The 19,351-nt window shown below is 52.5% G+C and carries 19 protein-coding genes; 11 read left to right on the top strand and 8 right to left on the bottom strand.

Translation table 11 applies throughout. From position 1 onward, the window contains the following. The first annotated feature begins 48 nt into the window (after positions 1–48). From ABFZ83_RS04955 to ABFZ83_RS04945, 3 genes are all read left to right on the top strand, one after another. The gene (locus ABFZ83_RS04955) at positions 49–609 is read left to right on the top strand and encodes an NnrU family protein (protein WP_411818324.1); all 561 of its coding nucleotides are present in this window, start codon (positions 49–51) and stop codon (positions 607–609) included. 62 nt (positions 610–671) lie between these two features. Next, positions 672–1,493: an ABC transporter substrate-binding protein gene (locus ABFZ83_RS04950; RefSeq protein ID WP_411818323.1), complete on the top strand. Its 822-nt coding sequence runs from the start codon at positions 672–674 to the stop codon at positions 1,491–1,493. A gap of 121 nt (positions 1,494–1,614) precedes the next feature. Then, complete coding sequence (locus tag ABFZ83_RS04945; RefSeq protein ID WP_411818322.1) at positions 1,615–2,439, top strand: hypothetical protein; 825 nt, start codon at positions 1,615–1,617, stop codon at positions 2,437–2,439. Between the two features lie 100 nt (positions 2,440–2,539). Here the strand turns inward: ABFZ83_RS04945 and uvrA are convergent, their stop codons facing one another. Continuing rightward, positions 2,540–5,437 (bottom strand): excinuclease ABC subunit UvrA, encoded by a 2,898-nt coding sequence (gene uvrA / locus ABFZ83_RS04940; RefSeq protein ID WP_411818321.1) that lies wholly within the window; start codon positions 5,435–5,437, stop codon positions 2,540–2,542. A gap of 244 nt (positions 5,438–5,681) precedes the next feature. On the opposite strand from uvrA, the gene ssb reads away from it, so the two are divergent. After that, the gene (gene ssb / locus ABFZ83_RS04935; protein ID WP_411818320.1) at positions 5,682–6,146 is read left to right on the top strand and encodes a single-stranded DNA-binding protein; all 465 of its coding nucleotides are present in this window, start codon (positions 5,682–5,684) and stop codon (positions 6,144–6,146) included. 100 nt (positions 6,147–6,246) lie between these two features. Here the strand turns inward: ssb and ABFZ83_RS04930 are convergent, their stop codons facing one another. Together ABFZ83_RS04930 and ABFZ83_RS04925 are read right to left on the bottom strand one after the other, a co-directional pair. Further along, positions 6,247–6,636 carry a hypothetical protein gene (locus ABFZ83_RS04930; RefSeq protein ID WP_411818319.1) on the bottom strand — a complete coding sequence of 130 codons (390 nt, stop codon included), beginning with the start codon at positions 6,634–6,636 and terminating at the stop codon, positions 6,247–6,249. Positions 6,637–6,934: 298 nt separating this feature from the next. After that, on the bottom strand, positions 6,935–7,087 hold the full coding sequence (locus ABFZ83_RS04925) for a hypothetical protein (protein WP_411818318.1): 153 nt from the start codon (positions 7,085–7,087) through the stop codon (positions 6,935–6,937). On the opposite strand from ABFZ83_RS04925, the gene ABFZ83_RS04920 reads away from it, so the two are divergent. After that, positions 7,080–7,376: a hypothetical protein gene (locus ABFZ83_RS04920; protein WP_411818317.1), complete on the top strand. Its 297-nt coding sequence runs from the start codon at positions 7,080–7,082 to the stop codon at positions 7,374–7,376. The genes ABFZ83_RS04925 and ABFZ83_RS04920 overlap by 8 nt on opposite strands. 6 nt (positions 7,377–7,382) lie before the next feature. On the opposite strand, the gene ABFZ83_RS04915 is transcribed toward ABFZ83_RS04920, so the two are convergent. The 3 genes from ABFZ83_RS04915 to ABFZ83_RS04905 are packed head-to-tail and all read right to left on the bottom strand — an operon-like array spanning position 7,383 to position 9,707. Then, positions 7,383–8,441: a Kelch repeat-containing protein gene (locus ABFZ83_RS04915; protein ID WP_411818316.1), complete on the bottom strand. Its 1,059-nt coding sequence runs from the start codon at positions 8,439–8,441 to the stop codon at positions 7,383–7,385. A 35-nt stretch (positions 8,442–8,476) separates the two neighbouring features. Next, positions 8,477–9,067: a DUF7010 family protein gene (locus tag ABFZ83_RS04910; protein WP_411818315.1), complete on the bottom strand. Its 591-nt coding sequence runs from the start codon at positions 9,065–9,067 to the stop codon at positions 8,477–8,479. Between the two features lie 13 nt (positions 9,068–9,080). Continuing rightward, the gene (locus ABFZ83_RS04905) at positions 9,081–9,707 is read right to left on the bottom strand and encodes a superoxide dismutase family protein (protein WP_411818314.1); all 627 of its coding nucleotides are present in this window, start codon (positions 9,705–9,707) and stop codon (positions 9,081–9,083) included. A gap of 147 nt (positions 9,708–9,854) precedes the next feature. Between ABFZ83_RS04905 and gyrA the strand changes: the two genes are divergently transcribed. The 5 genes from gyrA to ABFZ83_RS04880 all read left to right on the top strand — a co-directional run bounded on the left by gyrA (position 9,855) and on the right by ABFZ83_RS04880 (position 15,805). Next, positions 9,855–12,596 (top strand): DNA gyrase subunit A, encoded by a 2,742-nt coding sequence (gene gyrA / locus ABFZ83_RS04900; protein ID WP_411818313.1) that lies wholly within the window; start codon positions 9,855–9,857, stop codon positions 12,594–12,596. Further along, positions 12,593–13,096, top strand: coding sequence for a pantetheine-phosphate adenylyltransferase (gene coaD, locus ABFZ83_RS04895; protein ID WP_411818312.1), 504 nt, complete (start codon positions 12,593–12,595; stop codon positions 13,094–13,096). Before gyrA ends, coaD begins: the two co-directional genes overlap by 4 nt. 74 nt (positions 13,097–13,170) lie before the next feature. Further along, complete coding sequence (locus ABFZ83_RS04890) at positions 13,171–14,067, top strand: peptidylprolyl isomerase (RefSeq protein ID WP_411818311.1); 897 nt, start codon at positions 13,171–13,173, stop codon at positions 14,065–14,067. Next, positions 14,064–14,510, top strand: coding sequence for a peptidylprolyl isomerase (locus ABFZ83_RS04885; protein ID WP_411818310.1), 447 nt, complete (start codon positions 14,064–14,066; stop codon positions 14,508–14,510). The genes ABFZ83_RS04890 and ABFZ83_RS04885 overlap by 4 nt, the downstream gene beginning before the upstream one ends. A 77-nt stretch (positions 14,511–14,587) precedes the next feature. Continuing rightward, complete coding sequence (locus ABFZ83_RS04880) at positions 14,588–15,805, top strand: glycosyltransferase family 4 protein (RefSeq protein WP_411818309.1); 1,218 nt, start codon at positions 14,588–14,590, stop codon at positions 15,803–15,805. Positions 15,806–15,963: 158 nt separating this feature from the next. On the opposite strand, the gene ABFZ83_RS04875 is transcribed toward ABFZ83_RS04880, so the two are convergent. Beyond that, positions 15,964–17,409, bottom strand: coding sequence for an NAD-dependent succinate-semialdehyde dehydrogenase (locus ABFZ83_RS04875; protein WP_411818308.1), 1,446 nt, complete (start codon positions 17,407–17,409; stop codon positions 15,964–15,966). Between the two features lie 123 nt (positions 17,410–17,532). Here ABFZ83_RS04875 and ABFZ83_RS04870 point away from each other — a divergent pair, with 123 nt between their 5' ends. Further along, complete coding sequence (locus tag ABFZ83_RS04870) at positions 17,533–18,303, top strand: enoyl-CoA hydratase/isomerase family protein (RefSeq protein ID WP_411818307.1); 771 nt, start codon at positions 17,533–17,535, stop codon at positions 18,301–18,303. Here ABFZ83_RS04870 and ABFZ83_RS04865 read toward each other — a convergent pair. After that, positions 18,290–19,075, bottom strand: a complete 786-nt coding sequence (locus ABFZ83_RS04865; RefSeq protein WP_411818306.1) for a prepilin peptidase — start codon at positions 19,073–19,075, stop codon at positions 18,290–18,292. The two genes, ABFZ83_RS04870 and ABFZ83_RS04865, sit on opposite strands and share 14 nt — an antisense overlap. Positions 19,076–19,351: the final 276 nt, after the last annotated feature.

The raw sequence follows: 19,351 nt of genomic DNA, 5'->3' as shown, positions 1-19,351 counted from the left end.
CGATACGGGCCATTGCCATCGAGGGCCAGTGAAGGGGAGGCGGCGAAAATGCTGTTATTCATCTTAGGTCTGATTATCTTTTTCGGAGCGCATTTCTTTACGGCCTTTGCCCGTGTCGCCCGTGCGGACGTCATTACCCGGCTTGGGCCGATGCGGTATCGCGGCTTGTTTTCACTTGTCGCATTTATCGGCTTGGCGCTGATTATTGTTGGCTGGCCTGACGCGGATAAGACTGTCCTTTATGTCACGCCGCCAGCGCTGCGGCATGTCACCTATGGGCTCGTCTTGATTGCGTTCATTCTTCTGGCGGCGGCGTATCTGCCGGCCGGTAAAATCGCTGCAGCCGCAAAACACCCGATGCTCGCGAGCGTTAAAATTTGGGCATTCGCGCATTTATTGGTGAATGGTGATGTCAGGTCTTTATTGTTGTTCGGCTCGTTTCTCGGGTTTTCGGTGATTGACCGCATCGTTCTCAAGCGTCGCGGCGCGCCGACGCCAACAGCGGGGCCAATCAAGAATGACCTGATCGCGGTTGCGGTGGGTGTTATCGCCTATGGGGCGGTCGCGTTTTACCTGCATCAATATATTGCCGGTGTCGCACTGTTCTGACGATGTTGTCCCTCCGGGCAAATGCATGTCATATAGCCCATATGATTTGGAGGGCGTCATTGATGAATAAATTGCTAGGCTGCGCGGTCGCGGGTTTATCCCTGTTGGGCAACGCAATGGCTGCGGATCTCGATGAAATAAAATCGCGCGGAACCTTGCGTGTCGCGGTGGCCAGCCTTTCGCCTTTTGTCATCAGTGACGATGAGGGCAATCTGCGCGGCTTTGAAATCGATTCAACAACCGGCCTGGGCGAGCATTTAGGCGTCGATATTGAATATATCGAAAAACCATTTTGCGAACTCGCCGATGCTGTCCTCGAGGGCGAGGCCGATATGATCGCGTCTGGCTATTCGAATATGGCGTGGCGGCGACGCCTCTTGGATTTCTCCTTACCCTATCACGACACCGAATATTTCGTGGTGGTCGCCAAAAAGGTTGCCAAACGCGCGCGGACTGTCCGCGGATTAAACCGCAAGGACATCAAAATCGCATATCAGGAAGGCGGTGTTTCCGGTGAGGTCGCGAAAGGTGAATTTCCGGGCGCAGATTTAACACCGTTCAGCTCCTTTACGCAGATCGTTGAGGCGCTTGAAGATGGGTCTGTCGATGGTGCAGTCATGTTTGAGCCTTATTTAGAGGTCGCGAAAGACATTAAATCCCGGAAATATGTGATCCCGCACGAATATGCCCTCACACGGACGATTGAGGCTTTTGCCGTTGACCAGAATAGCGAAGAGTTGCGCATGGCGTTGAACGAATGGGTAATGGCTCAAGACCTTGAAGGCTATTGGGATGAGCTTGAAAAAACGTGGTTCAGTTCTGAAAATATGGTCGTCAGCGCACCACCGCCTTATCGTTGTCCGAGTATGATTGCGGTTCAATAGCGCAAGGGCCCAGTAACGCAAAGGCCCGGTCCGGCTTTCTTTCCAAAGATCAATTTTTGACTTGGAACAAATTACTAATCGCTTTGTTGGCGGTGGTGTAGTTTGGAAAGGACGGACTATTATGAATAAATTGCTTATCACTGCCGCCGCGTCAGCATTGTTGTTGCCGCTGAGCGCAAATGCTGAATCGCAAAACAAAGCCGAAATGAACGCCGAAGCGCGGACAAACATGGAGGCTGGCACAACCACAACTGCGGATTATTCAGCGAGTGGTACAGTTTGGATGAGCCCATCATCATTGAGCGCTAAAGAGCTATTGGGCGAAGGTATTCGCGGCGCTGATGGCGAGCGAATTGCGCGCATCGACGATATTGAAATCGATGCGAACGGTAACGCAAGTAAAGCCATCTTCCTGTCAGGCGGCGTATTCGGCCTTGGCGGAACACGCGGTGCCCTCGACTATCAGCAAATGGACATCGAGATTGACTCAGAGCATGAGCCAATCGTTTCTGTCTCGCTGAGCGAAGAGGCAATTCAGGCGGTCGCTGAATATCGTACCGAAGAAATGAATGATTACAGCCTCGCATCAGAGATTATCGGTGCCAAAGTCGATCTTGAGACGGCAAATGATAATGACGACGATGACGCGGTCATCAACGACATTATTCTCTCAGCCGATGGTCGCGTAGAGCATCTGCTGGTACAGAAAAGCGCTATCGGTTCGATCGGTATGGGTGAGCGTTATGCGGTTGCTTATTCCAAGCTCGCCGTAGAGCAGGGTGATGGTGGCCTTGTCCTCGATCTATCCGAGGCCGAACTGACCGCTTCGCCACGCTTTACCGAAAGCCGCAACGCTCTTCAAAAAGGATGGGATAAAACCCGCGAAGGCGTAGAAAACACCGCCGATGATGTCGGTGACGCTGCTGAAGATGTTATCGATCAGTAGACGGTATAAATTGACTGAAAAGGCCGGCGCACCGCCGGCCTTTTTTTTGTGTTGGACGTGAGCCTCTCAACCGTCATCCCGGGCTTAATCCGGGATCCATTTAAGCCGCGCGTTTGCGTTTCGTGGTCTTTTTCTTTGCCGTCGCTTTTTTGGGCGTAAGCAATGGTTTTAGAAACTTGCCCGTATAACTTTCGGGGACTTCGGCGACATCTTCGGGCGTACCGGCCGCAACGATTGTGCCGCCGCCATCGCCGCCTTCGGGACCGATATCGATGATCCAATCGGCCTGTTTAATCACGTCGAGATTATGTTCAATGACAACAACCGTGTTACCGCCTTCGGTTAGCTCTTGAATAACTTCCATCAGCTTACGGACGTCTTCGAAATGAAGGCCGGTTGTCGGCTCATCAAGAATATAAAGCGTACGCCCCGTTGCGCGTTTTGAAAGTTCTTTTGATAGCTTGACCCGTTGCGCTTCGCCGCCGGATAAGGTCGTGGCCTGCTGTCCGATCTTTACATAAGAAAGACCGACACGGTTCAACGTCTCAAGCTTATCGCGGATCGACGGCACAGCTTTGAAAAACTCTGCCCCTTCCTCGACGGTCATGTCTAGAACATCAGCAATCGATTTACCCTTGAATTTGACCTCTAATGTCTCGCGATTATAGCGCTGGCCCTTGCAGACATCACAAGTGACATAAACGTCCGGTAGAAAATGCATCTCTATCTTGATGACGCCGTCACCCTGACACGCCTCGCAACGTCCGCCCTTGACGTTAAAAGAAAAGCGACCGGGTTTATAACCGCGCGCTTTTGCTTCCGGCAGGCCGGCAAACCATTCGCGCATCGGCGTGAACGCGCCCGTATAAGTGGCCGGATTGGAGCGCGGTGTACGGCCAATCGGTGATTGGTCGATATCGATCACCTTGTCGAATTTCTCGAGGCCGGTGATTTTGTCATGCTCTGCAGGGGCGTCTTTACTATTATAAAGACGGCGCGCCGCCGCTTTATATAAAGTCTCTATCACCAAGGTCGATTTACCGCCGCCGGAAACGCCGGTGACGCATGTCAAAAGCCCGATAGGAACTTCGGCAGTGACATTTTTAAGGTTGTTCGCGCGCGCACCAGTAATTTTAATCGATTTGCGTTTCACATGGGGGCGACGCGATTCCGGGATCGGCACTTCGCGGCGACCGGCGAGGTAATCGCCCGTAAGCGATTCCTTTGTATTCATGATGTCTTTGACAGAACCCTGCGCAACGATCTGACCGCCATGAATGCCCGCACCCGGACCAATATCAACAATATGATCAGCAGTTCGGATCGCATCTTCGTCATGTTCGACAACAATCACCGAATTTCCGAGGTCGCGCAGGCGACTGAGCGTTTCGAGCAATCGTTCATTATCGCGCTGGTGCAATCCGATTGAGGGTTCATCAAGAACATAAAGTACGCCGGTTAAACCAGAGCCAATTTGTGACGCAAGACGAATGCGTTGGCTCTCACCGCCCGACAAAGTACCGGACGCGCGCGAAAGGGTGAGATAGTCGAGACCGACATTGTTGAGGAAGGAAAGACGCTCGCGAATTTCTTTCAAAACGCGTGCAGCGATCTCAAGGTCTTTTTTGCTGAGTTTGTCCTCAAGCGCATTAAACCATTCGCCCGCGGCCTGAATCGAAAACGCTGTTGCCTCAGAGATAGACAAGCCATCAATTTTAACAGCCAGCGCTTCGGGTTTAAGACGCATGCCATTACAGGCATCGCAATCGGTAATTGACTGAAAGCGAGAAAGGTCTTCGCGTACCCAATTGCTGTCGGTTTCGCGCCAACGCCGTTCCAGGTTCGGTATTACGCCTTCAAACGGTTTGATGGTTTCGAATTTGCGGGCACCATCCGCATAAATGAACTTAATTTCCTCATCGCCCGTGCCGTAGAGAACGACCGATTGCGCGGTATCATCCAATTCATCCCATGGAACGGTGATTTTGAACTTATAATGCCGGGCCAGAGCCTGAAGGGTTTGCGCGTAATAAGGTGAGGTCCCTTTCGACCAAGGGGCAATCGCACCGTCATTTAATGGTTTTGAACCGTCCGGGACCACAAGATCTTCATCAAAGATCATTTCGGTGCCCAAGCCATCGCAAGATGGGCATGCGCCAGCAGGGGCGTTGAACGAAAACAGCCGCGGTTCAATTTCGTCAATGGTAAAACCGGATACGGGGCAGGCGAACTTTGCGGAGAAAATTGTGCGTTGCGGCGCACCGTCTTTGTCTTTTTTGTCCGCGCTTTCCGCAATGGCGATACCGTCTGCAAGTTCCAACGCGGTTTCAAACGACTCTGCAAGGCGTGACTGAACCCCATCGCGCACGACAACGCGGTCTACAACCACTTCGATGTCATGTTTGATTTTCTTGTTGAGTTTGGGAACGTCGGCGATCTCGTAATATTCGCCATCAACTTTGACGCGCTGAAAACCTTTTTTCATCAGGTCAGCAAATTCTTTCTTATATTCGCCCTTGCGTCCGCGAATAATCGGCGCAAGCAGGTAAAAACGCGCGCCTTCGTCTTCGTTCATCAATCGATCGACCATTTCGGTGACCGTTTGCGATGTGATCGGAAGGCCCGTTGCGGGCGAATAAGGCACACCAATGCGCGCCCACAACAGACGCATGTAATCGTATATCTCTGTAACCGTACCGACGGTTGAACGGGGATTGCGCGATGTTGTCTTTTGTTCGATGGAAATTGCCGGTGACAGCCCGTCAATTTGATCGACATCCGGCTTTTGCATCAATTCAAGAAACTGCCGCGCATAAGCAGACAGACTCTCGACATATCTGCGTTGCCCTTCCGCATAAATCGTATCGAATGCGAGCGAGGATTTACCGGAACCGGACAATCCGGTCATCACGATCAATTTGTCTCGCGGCACCTCAAGCGTCACATTTTTCAGGTTGTGCTCACGCGCGCCAGCGACGCGAATTGATTTCAAACTCATAGGGACTTCTTTTTTTCTTCAAACGGTTCAGGTCGGTGATTGGACGCGCGATATGGCGATAAATCCGGAAATTGCCAGTGAATGTCCTATATATCGCCGTTGACAGCAAGAACAAGGTGTGAACATTTGTGTTCCCATCAGGCTAAAGTGAACTGGTGGGTGGGGAGAACCAATCATTGAGCTTGATGGAAAATCGAGCGATTAGCTCTGATAAGAATGAATTCGGGTATTTCAGGAGAGTCTCATGGCAGGCAGCGTCAACAAAGTCATTTTGGTAGGGAATCTGGGTGCAGATCCGGAAGTTCGCAAATTTCAAAATGGCGGATCTGTTTGCAATCTGCGGATTGCGACTTCTGAAAGCTGGAAAGATCGCAACACCGGTGAGCGTCGCGAAAAAACCGAATGGCATTCAGTTGCAATTTTTTCGGAAGGTTTGACCCGCGTTGCGGAGCAATATCTTCGGAAAGGTTCGAAAGTTTACATCGAAGGGCAACTCGAAACACGCAAGTGGCAAGATCAAAACGGCAATGACCGTTATTCAACCGAAGTTGTTCTGCGTAATTTCAATTCAACGCTTGTAATGCTCGATGGAAGAAGCGGCGGCGGCGGCGGTGATCGTTTTTCAGATCGCAACGCAGGCGGAATGTCCGATCAAGGTCCATCTTCGGGCGGACAAAATTACGATATGGACGACGACATTCCGTTTTAATCGCAAAAACGAATCAAAAATTGCAAAAAAATGCAAATGCGCACGCTAAGCGTTGCGCATATACAATACTTTTTTAGGAAATTAAGTTACAGTTTCTCTTTCAACGCATGATTCGGAGGTGAACCATGGCGGTAAAGAGAAAAACGACGAAGCGTAAAGCGGCTAAGAAAAAAACCGCGAAGAAAACTGTAAAGCGTAAAACAACAGCGAAAAAAGCGACTAAGCGCAAAGCTGTGAAGCGGAAGTCACCCGCTAAAAAAACGACCAAGCGCAAAACGGCTAAGAAAAAAACCGTAAAGCGTAAGACAGCGAAGAAGGCTGTAAAACGGAAAGCGCCAGCGAAGCGGAAGACGGCTAAGAAAAAAACAGCCAAGAAGAAAACCGCTAAGCGCAAAACGGCGAAAAAAACCACTAAGCGCAAAACAGCCAAGAAAGCAGTGAAGCGGAAAGCTCCTGCGAAGCGGAAAACGGCTAAAAAGAAAACAGCCAAGAAAAAAACCGCTAAGCGCAAAACAACAAAACGTAAGACGACAAGACGCTAAACGCGGCTGATTTAGCGTAAACCACGCTAATCGTTTTATTTTTTGCTATTCACCGCTCGCGTTTCAGGTGTTTTGAAGCATCTCAAACGCACCAAGAGGGGTTTTTCATCGGGCCGATCAAGATGTTTTGGGCCGATGGCATGCGGGGGCAGTCCGCAGCGAGTTTATCCGGACGTTTACGTTCGAAATTACCGAAATTCATTTTATGAATTCACCAAAAGCCCCGGCGCAACATTCGCCGGGGCTTTATTTGTTTTTCGCTCGTTTGATTTCCGTATCAAAATCAGTTCCGATAACCGGAATAAGTTTGCGTTTGCGCATCAACGCCATGTCTTCGCCATTGTTGTTGCGTTTGATTGTCAGGAAACAAACATCCGGGGAGGGATGAAAGATGATCATCACGGAATGTTTCAAAAAACGCGTATCAAAAATTCAAAACGCACGAATGAACTTTCGCATTGCAACATTGTTCGCAACACTGTTTTTGATTTCTGCATGCGCGACAAGTTCTGACGTTACGCAATGGGCCGCACAGGGATATTTAACACCGGGCCCGACGAGTGAACCGGAATTTATCGGTATCTATGAAAGCGAGGCGGAATGTCGTGCAGCCGGCCAAGCGTGGATGAGCCAACAAGTTGTCGGCAATCCGGTTTATGCAGATTGTCTGCCGGTTGATCAAAATTAGTGCGGACTAAATTTCGAAACGATCTAATGCGGCGCTTGTGCCAACGCCGCTGGGCTGACTTGCGCCGCCCAAAACATAAATTGCATTACCAAGTGTAACCGCACCTAAGCCGTGTCGTGGTCGCGGCATTGCGGCAACGGCGCGCCAATCGTCTTTGTCCGGGTCATATTCCCATGCTTCCGCAAAGACGCCGCCATTACCGGGTTTGAAATATTCGCCGCCAAATACGTAGATTTTGCCATTCAATACCGAAGCCGCCAGGCCCGCTTGTGCTTTCGGCATTGGTTTTGCGGCTTCCCAGCGGTCTGCGAGCGGATCATAGACATCAACCGCGGTCATATTGCCGTCGCTGACCGTGCGTCCGCCAATCACATAGAGAACGCCATTTACAACAGCACCAGCAGAAGAATTTCGCGGTCGCGGTAAAGGCGCAAGTGAATGCCAACGATTTTCGCCGGCATCAAAATACCAATGTTCGTCTGTGTCGATATGGTCTGACCATTGCGCATTGGAACTGCCCGCCGGAGCACGGCCGCCGACAACATGAATATATCGGTTGAGTGACAAGCAAACGCTTTCGGCTTGCGGATGCGGTAAAGAACGCATGCGTTCCCATCGGCCATTTAATTCGCGCAAACGCCAGCAATCAGAACGCATTTGCCAACCGCCGCGATCATTCCGCGCAAAACCGCCAATGGCATATAAAAGACCATTATTATTGACGAGCGAAAGATGATGGCGCGGTTCAGGCAAGGGTGTGCCATAACCCCAGGCGTCATATGCGGGGTCATAAAAGGTCACCGCATCGGTGACGTTGAAATATTCATCATCGGGTGTCATGCCGCCTGCATTGACCAAAATATCGAGCGGCTTTGGTTTTAGCGAAGGGCCGGGATCGGACGATTTCCGAAAAGCCGCAGGATAAATTTCCTGCACGGGGAAGGGCATATCGCGCAGCGGAGTCCATGCGCCCGTTGCATCATTGGCATGCGCGTTTGTCGTCAATCCCACCGATAGAATTGCGCCGCTACCGAGAACGAAATTTCTTCTGTTCACCTTCGTCATTTTACGCACCCCCATACGCACTGAAGATAATATCTTCAGTCTAAAACCGGTCTTTCAACATCCCGAAACCGGTTTGAATCCACCACAACAATTAGCGCCGTGAGCAGGTATATCGCCGTGACGCTTAGTGGTAACAATGTCAGCCGGTGTTCCGGCAGTTTCCACCATATCACAAAAACGATGATAGCACGGAATAGGGCATGTGCGCTGTAAATCGCCGTGCGCCCATAGGCCCAGCCGATTACCGGAAAGTGTAAAGAAAGGCCGATTGCCATTATCAGGGGAAATATTGCAGGTGCTTCCCAAAGCGCTGCAATTGCCATCGGCCAGAAAAGAAGCATGGCGATAAAAGCCGGAAGAAGAACGCTCGTGACCGAGGTCCGGTCCTGCATGAAATCAATGCGAAAAACTTTGCTGTAAAAAAGCGCGGCTGGAAAAATTGCTCCGCTGCCCAAAAGCGCGATCAGAAACCACGCATATTGATTGGCGAAATACCCTGCGGCGGTCAGAACGCCCCAATATGTTGCGCCAGCAAACAAGACCGGAAAGCCGCCTCGTAATCTGTAATAGGAAGCTCGCCGGTCCTGCATCAGCAGGCGCGTTAGCGTGTCACCCTGAGCGTTCATCGTTTGACGCTTTTTAATTGAGGGGTTTGATTGCCGCGCAGGCGACACGCGAACCAGCGCCGCCAATAGGCTGCGTGATGTGGTCGTCAGGATTGACGTGAATGATCATTGCAAACCCATCTTCATCGATCAGCGGATGTGGGCCGGATTCGGCGGCCGCGGCCTCGCTCGGAAACAGGCCAATCGTTGAGTTGAAAATTTCTGCTGTCGCGCGGCCATCGGCACCGGCATAGATATTCGGAATATCGGCGCGTTCGGGACCATCTTCGTGCAACAAGCCATGCGGATTGTCATCAGGGTCGATATGTCCGCCCGATGCTTTGAAACCCTCAGCGCCGTCAGAGCAATCGGCAACCTGGTGAAGGTGAATGCCATGCCACCCTTGATCGAGACCTTTGACGTCAACGCGGATTAAAACGCCGGCGCGCGGCGCGTTTTTAAAGACGACATAGCCGATTTCGTTGCCTTCGGTGTCGATGAAACTGCTTGCCGCATCCGCCCAATCGGCGGGGGCTAGCGTGGGTAAGAGTGAACCTGCGTCAGATTTGCTGCTTGTACCCGGGTTATCGGATTTTCCACAGGCTGCGAGGAATATTATAGAAGCTACTGAAATGGAGAGCAATTTTGCTTTTGAGTACATGCTTTTTCCTTATGAAATTGCCTGTCTATGTTAACCGATGTACTTCCGCGAATAAACCGTGCAATAAACAGGTCAAATGCTTGGCTTTGTTGGGGGGCAATGCTAGTCAGAGCAGTTCATTTTTAACTGATTCCAAAAGGTTCTTTCGTGGCCGAAGATAACGGCGATCTCCCGGATAATGCAGAAGAAAACACCCCGCCACAATTAGGCGACGGCGTATCGACCATTCATATCGAAGAAGAGATGCGAAAATCGTATCTCGATTACGCGATGAGTGTGATCGTCAGCCGTGCGATTCCCGATGCACGCGATGGCTTAAAGCCTGTGCACCGCCGGATTTTGTGGTCGATGCACGAAAATGGCTATGCCTTCAACAAGCCATACCGAAAATCGGCACGTGTTGTCGGGGATGTGATCGGTAAATATCACCCGCATGGTGACCAATCGATTTATGATGCGCTTGCGCGTATGGCGCAGGACTTTTCACTGCGCTTGCCATTGTTAGACGGGCAAGGGAATTTCGGCTCCATCGACGGCGATCCCCCGGCTGCGATGCGTTATACCGAAGTTCGCATGGGCAAACCGGCGCATGCGCTGCTTGAGGACATCGAAAAAGACACAGTCGCCTTTCAGGCGAACTATGACGGTTCAGAGCATGAACCGATGGTTCTGCCGGCGCGGTTCCCCAATCTTCTCGTCAATGGTGCGGGCGGTATTGCGGTCGGTATGGCGACGAACATCCCGCCACATAATCTCGGCGAGGTATGTGACGCGACTTTGGCGATGATCGACAATCCGGCGATCACAGATGAAGAACTAATCGAGATCGTACCGGGACCTGATTTCCCAACCGGCGGGATCATTCTCGGGCGCGCAGGATCAAAATCGGCACTGCTGACCGGGCGCGGCTCGGTTGTTATGCGTGGCCGCGCGACGATCGAAGAGCTTCGCAAAGATCGTTACGGCATCATCATCACGGAAATTCCGTTCCAGTTGAATAAATCCGTGATGGTCGAACGTATTGCGGGCTTGGTGCGCGAGAAAAAGATCGAAGGCATCGCGGATATTCGTGACGAATCCAACCGCCTCGGTATCCGTGTTGTGATCGAGCTGCGGCGCGACGCGAGCCCGGATGTGGTGCTCAATCAGCTTTATCGTCATTCACAGCTTCAAACGAGCTTTGGCGTCAATCTTCTCGCGCTCAATAGCGGTAAGCCGCAACAGATGACGCTGCGGGATGTGTTGGCATCCTTTATCGACTTCCGCGAGGAAGTGATTACGCGGCGGACGAAATTTGACCTCAACAAAGCGCGCGACCGCGCGCATATTTTGGTCGGCTTGGCGATTGCGGTCGCCAATATCGACGAGGTCGTTGCCTTGATCCGGGCGGCCCCTGATCCGGCAACCGCGAAGGCGCAATTGATGGAGCGCTCTTGGCCGGCCAAGGACTTGGCACCCTTGGTGCTCTTGGTTGCCGATCCGCGTCACATGATGACCGAGGGCGATACGCTAACGCTGTCAGAAGAACAGGCGAAAGCGATCCTCGATCTGCGGCTTCAACGTCTGACGGCACTAGGCCGCGATGAAATCGGTGATGAGCTGAAAAGCCTTGCCGAAAAGATTGCCGATTATCTTGATATCCTCCGCAATCGTGAGCGCGTCTTGGCGATCATCAAAGATGAGCTGATTGCCGCGCGTGATGAATTTGCGACGCCACGCCGAACAGAAATTGTCGATGCGGAAGGTGAGGTCGAAGACGAAGATCTTATCCCGCGTGACGAGATGGTCGTGACCGTAACCCATGCGGGTTATGTCAAACGGACCGCGCTTTCGACCTACCGGGCGCAGAAACGCGGCGGCAAGGGCCGCGCGGGTATGAAGTTCAAGGACGAAGATTTCGTCTCGCAACTTTTTGTCGGCAATACGCACACCCCGCTTCTGTTCTTCACGTCAACGGGCATGGTCTACAAGCTCAAGCTTTGGCGCATTCCCGAAGGTGCGCCGAACTCTCGCGGTAAGGCATTTGTCAATCTGCTGCCGCTGGGGCCGGATGAGCGGGTGACCAATATTCTTCCGCTGCCCGAAGATGAAGAATCCTGGGACGAAATGCAGATCACTTTTGCGACTCGTTCGGGCAATGTCCGCCGGAATAAGCTTTCTGATTTCCAGCGCATCAATCGTAATGGCAAGATTGCCATGAAGCTTGATGATAATGACCGCTTAGTCGGCGTTCAGCTTTGCCGCGAAAACGAAGATGTCTTGCTGACAACATCAGCAGGCTATTGCATCCGCTTCCCGGTTGATGCGGTTCGGGTCTTTGCGGGCCGAACCTCAACCGGTGTGCGCGGTATCCGTCTTGACGAAGGGAATGTCGTGATTTCGATGGCGATCCTGCATCACATCGACACCAATTCCGAAGAGTCAAAAGCCTATCTCAAACACGCAGCGGCGATGCGCCGTGCGGCGGGCGAGGGCGATGCGGACGAGCCGGATGATACGGAAACCGCAGATATTGCCATTAGCCCTGAGCGGCTGGCGGAAATGGGCGCAGCGGAGCAATTCATCCTTACCGTGACCGAAAACGGATATGGCAAGCGGACGTCGTCTTATGAATACCGCACCTCTGGTCGCGGCGGTAAAGGGATCATTGCGATACAGACGACCGAGCGTAATGGCCCGGTTGTTGCGGCGTTCCCGGTCGAAGATACCGACCAGATTATGCTCGTGACCGATGGCGGACAATTGATCCGTACACCGGTCAATGACATCCGCGTTGCGGGGCGTAATACACAAGGCGTCACCATTTTCAGAACCCGGGAGGACGAAAATGTTGTCTCCGTCGGCCGGGTCGAAGAAGTAGAAGGCGAGGAAGAGGGCGAAGAAGAATGACGAAATTAGTCGGCCTTTATCCCGGTACGTTTGATCCAGTGACCCTAGGCCATGTGGATCTGATGCAGCGGGCGGTGAAACTGGTCGATGAATTGGTCATTGGCGTTGCGATTAATCGAGACAAATCGCCTTTATTTTCGCTCGAAGAGCGGGTCGCCATGGTCGAGGAGGAAATCGCAGAGATTGCGAAGACCAACTCGGCGACGATCCGCGTTGTGCCGTTCGAAACCTTGCTGATGAAATTCGCCGAGGAGCTGAACGCAAATATCATCATCCGGGGCCTGCGGGCCGTGTCTGACTTTGAATATGAGTTTCAAATGGTCGGCATGAATCAGGTCTTGAATGACGATATCGAGACTGTTTTCCTGATGGCGGATGCCCGTTATCAATCAATTGCATCACGGCTTGTGAAGGAAATTTGCCGCCTCGATGGCGATATTTCATCTTTTGTGCCTAGCGGCGTCGAAAAAAGGCTGAAAGCCAAGTTTGCCAAGTCATAATTTCATTTTTCCGGTGAGTACCCTATATGAAGGGCGGCTGACGTTTTGGGGCTAGGGGCCAAAGGAGTTTCTTTATGCGTTTAAGGCCAGTATTCGGGTTATTCGCGGCATTGGCGCTGTCCACATCTGCGCTTGCCGATGATGACGAAGTCAGACAGCCAACATCGCGTGAGTTGATCGAAAATGCGCCCGCCAATGCGTGGCGTTCGCTCGATCCTGAAAATACGCTATATCTCGACCTGCCTGCCGGTACGGTCATCATCGAATTGCGGGCTGATTTTGCGCCGAACCATGTTCAGCGCATCAAGGAACTGACCCGCGAAAAATTCTATGACGGTGTAGTTTTCCATCGGGTGATCGAAGGCTTTATGGCCCAGGGCGGTGACCCCACGGGCACCGGGACGGGGTCTTCGGACAAGCCGAACCTTAAGGCAGAGTTCACCCGCGATGCTGCCGAAGTTGAAGGGCTGACGGTGATCGGTCGTGACCGCATCGCGCCGCGTATTGGTTATGTGGACGGGATGCCCGTTGCCGCACAGCCGGAGGCGTTAAGAACCTTCATCAAAGGCAGCCGCGTTGACCTTTGGCCGGTTCATTGCCCCGGCGTGATGTCTATGGCGCGGGCCACCGACCCGAACAGCGCCAACAGTCAATTCTTCCTGATGATCGGCGATTCCCGGCTTAATCTCGATAAGCGCTATACGGGATGGGGCTGGATTGTCGATGGTTTTGAGGCATCGCGGCGCATTGCTCGCGGCGAGCCGCCTTCACGACCAACACCCATTATTCGTGCGCGGATTGAAGCGGACATCCCCGAATCCGAGCGCGAAAATATTCAAGTGCTCAAAACGAGCGAACCTGTATTTATCGAATATCTAAAGACCCGTGGCCAGCTTAGCGATGATGGTCTTGTCAAAGATATTTGCGAAATACGCGTACCGATTAAAAAAGACGGAAAGATTGAATTATGACGGACAAACTTATTCTGACGCTGGAAACCGGAGATGTTGTTATCGAAACATTTCCTGACAAAGCGCCAAATCACGTTGCCCGTATCAAAGAACTTGCCGACGAAGGTTTCTATGACGGATTGACCCTGCACCGGGTGATTTCCGGCTTTATGGCCCAGATGGGCTGCCCAATTGGAAACGGCACCGGCGGTTCAGGCAACAAGATCAAAGCCGAGTTTAATGATGTCAGTCACCAGCGCGGTGTGTGCTCTATGGCGCGGGCCCAAGATCCAAACAGTGCGGACAGCCAGTTCTTTATCTGTTTCGATGACGCATCATTCCTTGATGGTCAGTACACCGCTTGGGGCAAGGTCGTTGAAGGCATGGACAATGTTGATGCGGTCAATGTTGGCGAGCCGCCAGCAACGCCAACCAAAATCGTCAAATTCCACACCGCGGCTTAGGCTCTCTGGCCAAATTTGGTCATAGATTATAAACGGATAAGCGGCATTAATCAGTGACGCAAACAGGAAGTCTATTTGTGAACGTCGCCTATTTGATGAACACTTATCCGTTGACCTCAACAACGTTTATCCGGCGTGAGATTGAGGCATTGGAACGCCAAGGCGTGACGGTGCAACGATTTGCGTTGCGCCGTTGGGACGACCAATTGGTCGATCCGCTTGATATCGCCGAGATCGACCGTACCCATTACATTCTTTCCGGCAATAAGCTTGGCCTCATAAAGGCGCTGGCGCGGGAGATTGTTTCCAATCCCGGCGGATTGGCAAAAGCGATTGGGCCGTGGTTTTCATTGCTGCGGTCGGCGCGCGGCGGTTTGGTCCGCCATGTGGCCTATCTGTTAGAGGCGATCTATTTTCGGCAGGTGGCGGAAAAAGAAAAGATCGGTCATGTCCACGTTCATTTTCTGACCAACTCAACCGCGGTTGCGATGCTCGCGCGGATTATGGGCGGGCCAAGCTATAGCGCAACGGTGCACGGGCCAGATGAATTGACCGATGCACCGCTTCTCGATTTTCCGGCAAAAATTCAGCATGCGTCTTTTATTGCGGCGATTACCAATTTCTGCCGCTCTCAGCTAATTCGGTTTTCGGATATTAGCGCGAGTGACAAAATCAAGATTGTTCATTGCGGTCTTAATCTCGAAGATTTCACGGCAACGCCCGTCCCAAATAATAAAACGTTTGTGTGTGTCGGGCGTTTATGCCCGCAAAAAGGTCAGGCGCAATTGCCCGCTGTCGTCGCAAAATTGCGCGCGGAACATCCCGATGTGAAAGTGGTCCTGATTGGCGATGGTCCATCGCGCAAGGAAATTGAATCGGAGATTGCGCGGCTTTCCGTTGGTGACAATATCGAAATCACCGGCTGGATGGAAAACGCAAAGGTACGCAAGGCCGTCAGTAATGCCCGTGTCTTTTTGCTACCGACTTTTGCCGAAGGCTTGCCGGTTGTCATCATGGAAGCGCTGGCATTGGGACGGCCGGTTATCTCGACTTATATTGCCGGTATTCCAGAACTCATTGACGAGGATTGCGGCTGGATTGTTCCGGCGGGGGACGAACAGAGCTTGCTCAACGTCATGCGCGCCGCACTAGAAGCTTCACCGGAACAATTAACCGCTTTCGGCGAAGAGGGACGTCGCCGAATTGAAACGGCCCATGACGTCGATAAAGAAGCGGCGAAACTCGCGGAATATTTTTCAGAAATACCGAAAAATCCAAACCCGAATAAAGTGTAGGCGTTGTTATTTTAACGCCACAGGCGCGAAAATCGTGCTCAATCCCGCATTTGGTGGATAGATATCCACCCCCTGCGATATCCGTCCTATGCTGGCGCTCCCAATGAAGAAAGGGAAATGCAGTGGACGGATTATATCAATATGCGCGGCGTGCGGGCTTATTCCAGCCCGCCAAACAAACCATATTTAATATTGAGGTAGTCTTCGAGCCCGTATTTCGAGCCTTCGCGGCCAACACCGGATTCCTTGACGCCGCCAAAGGGTGCGACGGGCGTCGACAGAATACCTTCATTGATGGCGACCATGCCATATTCCAGCGCTTCCATAACGCGCCAGGCGCGGCCAAGGTCTTTGGTGTAAAAATACGACGCGAGACCATATTCGGTATCATTGGCCAGTTTGATCGCTTCTTCTTCGGTCTCGAATTTAAACAGCGGCGCAACCGGGCCGAAGGTCTCGTCATTTGCGATCAGCATTTCGCTGGTGACATCGCGCAGCAAGGTCGGTTCGAAATAGGTGCCGCCCAATTGATGGCGGTTACCGCCGGTGACGATATTCGCGCCTTTGCCGGTCGCATCGTCGATATGCTCTTCGACTTTTTTCACGGCCTTGTCGTCAATCAACGGCCCTTGGTCGACACCGTCCTCAAGGCCGTTACCGATTTTAAGATCGTTGATCGCCGCCGCAAATTTCTCCGCAAACCGATCGTAAATTCCCGATTGAACGAGAATACGATTTGCGCAAACACAAGTTTGTCCGGCATTGCGGAATTTACATGCAATCGCGCCTTCGACCGCGCGATCAATATCGGCGTCATCGAAAATAATAAGCGGCGCATTGCCCCCGAGTTCCATGGAAACCCGTTTCATTTGTTTCATGGCATTGGCGGCGAGCTGTTTACCGATGGCGGTCGAACCGGTGAAGGTGATTTTCTTGACGTCCGGGTTTTCACAAAACTCGTCAGCAATCGGTGCGGGCGATCCGGTGATGACATTCAATACGCCTTTTGGCAGGCCGACATCTTCGGCGATCACCCCATAGGCCAAGGCGGAATAGGGTGTTTGACTGGCGGGCTTACAGACAATCGGGCAACCGGCGGCGAGCGCGGCGGCGGCTTTGCGCGCGATCATGGCCGTCGGGAAATTCCACGGCGTAATCGACGCCACCACACCGACAGGTTCTTTCGTGACGACGATGCGTTTATTGGGCCAGGGCGAGGGGATGACGTCGCCGTAAATACGGATGGCTTCTTCGGCGAACCATTTAAAGAACGCGGCCCCATAGGCGATTTCGCCCTTCGCTTCGTTAAGCGGTTTTCCCATCTCGCGGGTCAGAAGTTCACCCAGTTCATCTTGATGGTCCATCAAAGCATCATGGATGTCGTGGCAGTATTTCGCCCGTTCGGCGGCCGGTTTTGCGCGCCATTCGGGGAAGGCTTCACTGGCGGCGGCAATGGCTTTTCGCGTCTCTTCGCGGCCAAGATCAGGAACGGTGCCCATTTTCTCGCCGGTTGCGGGGTTCGTGACCTCGATCACCGCGTCAGCGCTGTCTGCCAGCCATTCACCGCCAATAAAGCACTCTTGCCGAAAGAAACGACTGTCCATGAAAATGCCTCCGTTTTTCAACCCCTTAAAGGAATATCACTGCACCAAGGTTTTGCAATCCGATAAAACACTGCGATGATGGAGAACTTAAATCGAGATCCTTTGGTTCCAGCGAGAATTATTATGACCGTAACCTATGAAACCCCGCATGATGGTGTCGCCGTAATCACCCTGAACCGGCCAGACCGGTTGAACGCATTCAATGGAGAAATGCGCAAGGATTTGGCAGACGCCGTGCGGGAAGCATCCGGGGATGATGCCATCCGCGCGGTCGTTATGACCGGCGAAGGGCGCGCTTTTTGTGCGGGTGCGGATGTCACGGCAGTGAATGACAAATTCAATGTCGAAGATGTTCTTAATACGGAATATGCGGCGTTTCTTTCAACGATTGCGACGATGCCGAAACCGGTCATTGCGGCGATCAACGGACCGGCCGCAGGGATTGGGATGACGACGGCGCTGACATGTGATTTGCGCGTCATGGGCGAGGAAACCTATCTCATGAGCGCATTCGCAAATATCGGTTTGGTGCCTGATGGCGGTCTATCCTATTTGCTGACCCGTGAAATAGGATATGCGCGGGCCTATCAACTGGCGATTGAGGCGGAAAAACTTGACGCAAAAAGAGCGCTCGATTGGGGGCTTGTGAACCGGGTTGTGCCGAATACGGAGGTTTTATCTAATGCGGTCGAATGGGCTAAAAGCCTGACCCAACGTGCGCCGATGGCGCTGTCATTGACCAAGCGCGTCTTCAGAGCTGCAGCGCAGGGCGGGCTTCATAACGCGATGGCTTTTGAGGCGCAGAACCAGCGGGCCGCGATCGCGACTGAGGATTGCCGCGAAGGCGTGGCGGCGCTACTCGGAAAACGAAAGCCCGTTTTTAAAGGGAAATAAGCCCGCGCCCGATCATCATGATGATCGCTGCGGCCGCCAAAGCGGGGCCAAAGGCGATGGCCATATCGCTTGTGACTGCATGGCCTTTGAGGCGGATGAGCCCAACGGTCACGAGGCCAAGCATGGCCGCAACAAATACCGTTGGCGCAAGGGCGGCCCATCCGAGCCATGCACCAATCGCCGCGAGAAGTTTCGCATCACCCTGGCCCAAACCTTCGATGCCGCGCAGCTTCGTAAAGACAATGTCGATCAGGCGAAACACGGCGTAGCCGGCGACGGCTCCGATAACCGCTTCAAGGAACGGGACAAAGAGATCCACCGCGTTGGCAATAATACCGAGCGCCACGAGGGGCAGGGTCAACGCATCGGGCAGATAGCCGGTTTCAAAATCAATCGCCGCAAGGGTGACAAGAAAGAGGAGAAATATCGCGGCCAGCCCAGCGGTCACCGTAAAGCCAAACAAAACGACGGAACCGATCGCGCATAGGGCACCGGCAAATTCGATGAGTGGATAGCGGATTGGAATGTTTGTGCCGCAAGCCGCGCATTTCCCGCGTAGCAGAAGAAAACCAATGATCGGAATTAGGTGAACCGGTTTAATCGCCTCGCCACATTCCGGGCAGGATGATCGCGGGAAGGCCAGATTTCCGCGTTCTGGTCCATCGATCAGGCCCCACATGCGCGGGCCGCGATAGATGACCACGTTGAGGAAGCTACCGGCCAATAAGCCAAGGATGAATATTGTGGTCAAAAGGACCCACTGCGGAATCATTTAGGGTTTTTCCTATGCCGAATAGATGCGCAATTTCTGCGCTTTAGAGCGTAAAGTAGCATTAAAGAATTATACCTTAAAAGGCGTCAAAAGTTCTTATTTGATGGGCGCTTAGACCGTTAACGAAGGCGCGCTTTTTGCGCCTGAAATGCAATGCACAAATTGCGCTTAATGAATGGGTGAAAAACGGGAATGTCATATAACTGAGATAAACCTGTCACGCTGCTGTCAAACGGCTCTTCTAACGGGGCGCACAAGCTGGCGCGTGGGGCGTCC

Source organism: Hyphococcus formosus (assembly GCF_046736345.1).
GTDB lineage: Bacteria > Pseudomonadota > Alphaproteobacteria > Caulobacterales > Parvularculaceae > Hyphococcus > Hyphococcus formosus.
The sequence above is the reverse complement of the archived record's forward strand: the minus strand, read 5'-3'. Positions and strand labels throughout refer to the sequence as shown.

Coding starts and splice junctions, on each gene's coding strand:
- ABFZ83_RS04955 (WP_411818324.1), top strand. CDS start 49: ATGCTGTTATTCATCTTAGGTCTGATTATCTTTTTCGGAGCGCATTTC.
- ABFZ83_RS04950 (WP_411818323.1), top strand. CDS start 672: ATGAATAAATTGCTAGGCTGCGCGGTCGCGGGTTTATCCCTGTTGGGC.
- ABFZ83_RS04945 (WP_411818322.1), top strand. CDS start 1,615: ATGAATAAATTGCTTATCACTGCCGCCGCGTCAGCATTGTTGTTGCCG.
- uvrA (WP_411818321.1), bottom strand. CDS start 5,437: ATGAGTTTGAAATCAATTCGCGTCGCTGGCGCGCGTGAGCACAACCTG.
- ssb (WP_411818320.1), top strand. CDS start 5,682: ATGGCAGGCAGCGTCAACAAAGTCATTTTGGTAGGGAATCTGGGTGCA.
- ABFZ83_RS04920 (WP_411818317.1), top strand. CDS start 7,080: ATGATCATCACGGAATGTTTCAAAAAACGCGTATCAAAAATTCAAAAC.
- ABFZ83_RS04925 (WP_411818318.1), bottom strand. CDS start 7,087: ATGATCATCTTTCATCCCTCCCCGGATGTTTGTTTCCTGACAATCAAA.
- ABFZ83_RS04915 (WP_411818316.1), bottom strand. CDS start 8,441: ATGACGAAGGTGAACAGAAGAAATTTCGTTCTCGGTAGCGGCGCAATT.
- ABFZ83_RS04910 (WP_411818315.1), bottom strand. CDS start 9,067: ATGAACGCTCAGGGTGACACGCTAACGCGCCTGCTGATGCAGGACCGG.
- ABFZ83_RS04905 (WP_411818314.1), bottom strand. CDS start 9,707: ATGTACTCAAAAGCAAAATTGCTCTCCATTTCAGTAGCTTCTATAATA.
- coaD (WP_411818312.1), top strand. CDS start 12,593: ATGACGAAATTAGTCGGCCTTTATCCCGGTACGTTTGATCCAGTGACC.
- ABFZ83_RS04890 (WP_411818311.1), top strand. CDS start 13,171: ATGCGTTTAAGGCCAGTATTCGGGTTATTCGCGGCATTGGCGCTGTCC.
- ABFZ83_RS04885 (WP_411818310.1), top strand. CDS start 14,064: ATGACGGACAAACTTATTCTGACGCTGGAAACCGGAGATGTTGTTATC.
- ABFZ83_RS04875 (WP_411818308.1), bottom strand. CDS start 17,409: ATGGACAGTCGTTTCTTTCGGCAAGAGTGCTTTATTGGCGGTGAATGG.
- ABFZ83_RS04870 (WP_411818307.1), top strand. CDS start 17,533: ATGACCGTAACCTATGAAACCCCGCATGATGGTGTCGCCGTAATCACC.
- ABFZ83_RS04865 (WP_411818306.1), bottom strand. CDS start 19,075: ATGATTCCGCAGTGGGTCCTTTTGACCACAATATTCATCCTTGGCTTA.